At 33.7% G+C, this 4,612-nt stretch carries 3 protein-coding genes and 1 tRNA gene; all 4 read right to left on the reverse strand.

All coding sequences use genetic code 11. The features are described 5' to 3' along the window. Positions 1-331: 331 nt before the first annotated feature. The 4 genes from ACZQCL_RS06660 to ACZQCL_RS06675 all read right to left on the reverse strand — a co-directional run bounded on the left by ACZQCL_RS06660 (position 332) and on the right by ACZQCL_RS06675 (position 4,461). Positions 332-408, reverse strand: a tRNA-Arg gene (locus ACZQCL_RS06660). 53 nt (positions 409-461) lie between these two features. After that, positions 462-2,285: an ABC transporter ATP-binding protein gene (locus ACZQCL_RS06665; RefSeq protein ID WP_337619133.1), complete on the reverse strand. Its 1,824-nt coding sequence runs from the start codon at positions 2,283-2,285 to the stop codon at positions 462-464. Then, on the reverse strand, positions 2,275-4,005 hold the full coding sequence (locus ACZQCL_RS06670; RefSeq protein ID WP_412345664.1) for an ABC transporter ATP-binding protein: 1,731 nt from the start codon (positions 4,003-4,005) through the stop codon (positions 2,275-2,277). Before ACZQCL_RS06670 ends, ACZQCL_RS06665 begins: the two co-directional genes overlap by 11 nt. Before the next feature lie 30 nt (positions 4,006-4,035). Next, positions 4,036-4,461 (reverse strand): MarR family winged helix-turn-helix transcriptional regulator, encoded by a 426-nt coding sequence (locus tag ACZQCL_RS06675; RefSeq protein WP_158551100.1) that lies wholly within the window; start codon positions 4,459-4,461, stop codon positions 4,036-4,038. Positions 4,462-4,612: the final 151 nt, after the last annotated feature.

The following is a 4,612-nucleotide window of genomic DNA, read 5'->3' on the forward strand; positions in this document are numbered from 1 at the left end:
TTGGTTCTTGACATATTTATTTTAAAACAACGAAAAAAGATACCCACAAGTGAGTATCACAACTGTCACGTTGTTGTCCTCCTTATGGGTACCATTTTAAAGTTCACCCTAAAAGTGTTTAAAGGTTATCTCTATCACAGAGCTAGAATCCCTATGACTTTTAAAGGTTGATTTATCCCTATCTAGTTTTATATATTCTTTATTAATTCCAGAGCATTTGTAACAAAGAGACGTAATGTTTCTTTGTTTTTTTATAAAGGTTTTCAAAAAGGTTTTCAAAACTATCTATAAACAGAAAAAAAGCCCTTATATAAGGGCTTAATTTATAAGATGGCGTCGACGGAGGGATTCGAACCCCCGACCGTGCGCTTAGAAGGCGCATGCTCTATCCGGCTGAGCTACGTCGACAACGCATATATTTTATAACATAATCGAAATATATGCAAGCTTAAATTTAAAATTTAGTCTAACTCAAAAGCACCCGTGTACAATTGATAGTATTTACCCTTTTGTTTCAACAAGTCCTCATGATTACCACGCTCAATAATATGGCCTTGTTCTAACACCATGATCGCATCACTATTTTGGATAGTTGAAAGTCTATGTGCAATCACAAATACCGTTCTTCCTTCCATCAACTTATCCATACCTTCCTGAACGATTCTTTCTGTATGTGTATCAATGGAACTTGTTGCTTCATCCAAAATCAAAACAGGAGGATTGGCAACAGCTGCACGTGCAATGGATAAAAGTTGTCTTTGTCCTTGCGATAAAGATTCTCCACCTGCATGAATCATTGTGTCATAACCATGTTCTAAGTGTTTAATAAATTCATGTGCATTCGCTAACTTACTTGCCGCAATACACTCTTCATCATTCGCATCTAAACGACCATAACGAATATTATCCATGATTGTACCAGTAAACAAGTTTGTATCCTGTAATACAATACCCAATGATTTTCTAAGATCTGCTTTCTTGATTAGTTTTACATCAATACCATCATACGTAATGGAACCCGATTGAATATCATAAAAACGATTGATTAGATTCGTGATTGTTGTTTTACCAGCACCTGTAGCTCCTACAAAGGCAATTTTTTGACCTGGTTTCGCAAATAGAGAAACATCAAATAAAATCTGTTTATCTGGATTATATGAGAAGTTTACATTTTCAAAACGAACATCTCCACGAAGTGGAACCAATTCATCTTGTCCATCTTTTCTTGGATGATGCCAAGCCCAGTGATTATGATCAATTTGTTCTAAAGTCACGATACCATCATCCACTTCACTTTCCGTATCTATGATTTCATAAATACGCTTAGCCCCTGCATCTGCCATTATTACTGCATTTAGCTGCATACTAATTTGTCCAATTGGATTTGTGAAACTACGATTTAACTGTAAGAAAGCGGCAATGCCACCTAATGTTAATCCTGCAATATGATTTAGGGCAAAGATAGAACCAACTACCGCAACAAGTACATAAGAAATGTACCCAATATTCATTACGATTGGCATTAAAACATTCGCAAACGTATTCGCATTGGCACTTGCTTCAAACAACGCATCATTTACTTGATCAAAATCTTTGATACTTTGTTCTTCATGCGTAAAAACTTTAATGACTTTACTTCCTTCCATCATTTCTTCAATAAAACCATTTTCTACACCCAATTGTTTTTGTTGGGCAATAAAGTATTTACCTGATTTTGCCGAAATCTTTTTTGAAGTATACACCATCAATAAACCACATGCGATTGTTAAAACAGCCAATGGAACATTTAAGATGAACATGGAAATCGTAACTGAGATAATCGTCATTAAAGATACAATAACCTGAGGAATACTTTGAGAAATTAGCTGTCTTAAAGTATCCGTATCATTTGTATAAACAGACATAATATCCCCATGTGCATGTGTATCAAAGAAGCGCAATGGCAATGTCTGCATATGTTCAAACAATTCATCACGAATATGTTTTAAAGTACCCAATGAAATTGTTACCATTATACGATTAAATCCATACGTAGCTAAGATACCTACACCATAAATCATCACCAATTCCATTAATGCATTGAATAAAGGCGTATAATTTGGAACTGTTTGTGATAATAACGGAACAATATAATCATCAATCAAGCTCTTTAAAAACATGCTTCCATATACATTGGCGATACTAGATACAATGATCAATACAAGCACAATAAAACTTTCAATTTTATAAGAAGTGATTGTTTCTTTAATAACTCGCTTTAAACTATTTGTATCTCTATTGTTCATCAAAATCACCTCCATTATTTTGTGCTTCAAACGTTTCTTTATACATCGCATTTGATTTTAATAATTCTTCATGCGTACCTAAACCAGAAATTTTTCCATCATCAATAACCAAAATCTGATCTGCATCTTGAATACTTGAAACACGCTGTGAAATAATGATTCGAGTTGTATGTGGAATCTTCTCTAAGAATGCTTGTCGAATCAAAGCATCAGTTTTTGTATCCACGGCACTTGTAGAATCATCTAAAATCAAAATTTTAGGACTCTTTAGTATAGCTCTTGCGATACACAAACGCTGTCTTTGTCCACCCGAAACATTCGTACCACCTTGCTCAATATACGTATCATATTTATTTGGCATTAATTGAATAAACTCATCCGCCTGCGCTAATTTACAAGCTTCCATGATCTCTTCATCTGTCGCATTTGGATTACCCCAACGCATATTCTCTTTGATTGTTCCTGAGAATAAAACATTCTTTTGTAGAACCATGGCCACATTATCACGCAATACTTTTAAATCATAATCACGAACATCTATTCCCGCTACTTTAACACTACCTTGTGTTACATCATATAGTCTTGGAATCAATTGTACTAAACTCGATTTACTAGATCCCGTTGCTCCAAGAATTCCTAGTGTTGATCCTGAAGGAATGTGCAAATCAATATGACTTAAAATATCTTCATCATTTCCATAATGAAATGAAACATCTTCAAAATCAATGGTTCCATTGGCCACAGTTTGAACTCCGTTTTCTGGACTTGTTAAATCGGATTCTTGATTTAATACTTCGGCAATACGTTTTCCACTCGCAATCGACATTGTCACCATGACAAAAACCATACTCATCATCATTAGAGACATTAAAATACTTGCAGTATATGTAAATAAAGACATCAATTCTCCGGTTGTCATATTTTGAGCCACAATTTGATGAGCCCCTAACCACGAAATCAAAAGAATTGTGCCATACATACAAAGCTGCATAACAGGCGAGTTAAACACTAAGATTTTTTCCGCTTTCCCTTGAATACTAAAAATAGTCTCACTTTCATTACGGAACTTTTCAATTTCATGATCCTTACGAACAAAAGATTTCACGACACGAATGCCTAGAATATTTTCTTGAATACTCGCATTTAAAAAATCATAGCGAGAAAATAATCGACTAAAGATAGGACTTACAATAAAAATAATTCCAAACAAAACGACTCCCAAAAATAAAACCGCAACCACAAAAATCATTGCCATTCGTATATTAATGATAAAAGCCATGATCAAAGATGCGATTAACATCAATGGTGCACGAACACAAACACGAATAATCATCTGATATGCATTTTGTATATTTGTCACATCCGTCATCATACGTGTGATTAATCCACTTGTTGAATAAGCGTCAATATTTGAAAAAGAAAAGTTTTGAATATTACGATACTCTGCCTTTCTTAAATTCTTCGCAAAACCACTCGATGCGATTGCCGCATGCTTTCCACTTTTAGCACCAGCCCATAAAGATACAAAGGCTGCCACCAGCATTAAAGTCCCATAAAACCAAATTGAACCCATATTTCCTTTTTCAATACCATTATCCACTAATAATGCCATCAAAAATGGAATAAACACTTCAAGTATGGCTTCGATTGAAACATAAACCGGACTCAATAACGTATCCTTTTTATATTCTTTAACTTCATTCAATAAAGTCTTGACCATAATAAAACCTCCATTATTCTAAATCTTCAATTATTCTAAATTTTCAGCTAGCTCTTTTAAGATTTCTAACAATTGCACCTTCTTCTCGTCACCTAAGACATTTCCAAATCTAGATTCCATTGTACGAATCTGCTTCACGATATCTTCATGAAGATCCTGCTCTTTTTGAGTCAACACAATAGCACGAACTCTTTTATCCTTTTGATTCAATTTTCTTTCAATAAACCCCTTCTGTTCCAAGCGATTTAAAATTCCTGTAACCGTTGGATTCGAAATATGAAAATGCTCTTCTATATCTCTTTGAATGACTGGATCCTTATCCGTAAAATGTAGATATCCTAAGACATCTTGTTGAGATTTAGTTAAATCATATTTTTTTAAACCTTCATTCATATGTTTATCCATTTTTTTCTTGATTAAACTAAAATAAAAACCAATCTCATTATTGTCACACATTTTCCTCACCACCATTTCCATAGCGTGCTATATATTTACATAGTACGCTATATATATTACTATAATAATTCCATTTGTCAATTTTTAATTTTTTAGTTATCATACTTATGTATGAAAAAAAATGAAAAATATATTGTAACATGTATCGATG

It is taken from the genome of Holdemanella sp. (assembly GCF_056804935.1).

Coding starts and splice junctions, on each gene's coding strand:
- ACZQCL_RS06665 (WP_337619133.1), bottom strand. CDS start 2,285: ATGAACAATAGAGATACAAATAGTTTAAAGCGAGTTATTAAAGAAACA.
- ACZQCL_RS06670 (WP_412345664.1), bottom strand. CDS start 4,005: ATGGTCAAGACTTTATTGAATGAAGTTAAAGAATATAAAAAGGATACG.
- ACZQCL_RS06675 (WP_158551100.1), bottom strand. CDS start 4,461: ATGTGTGACAATAATGAGATTGGTTTTTATTTTAGTTTAATCAAGAAA.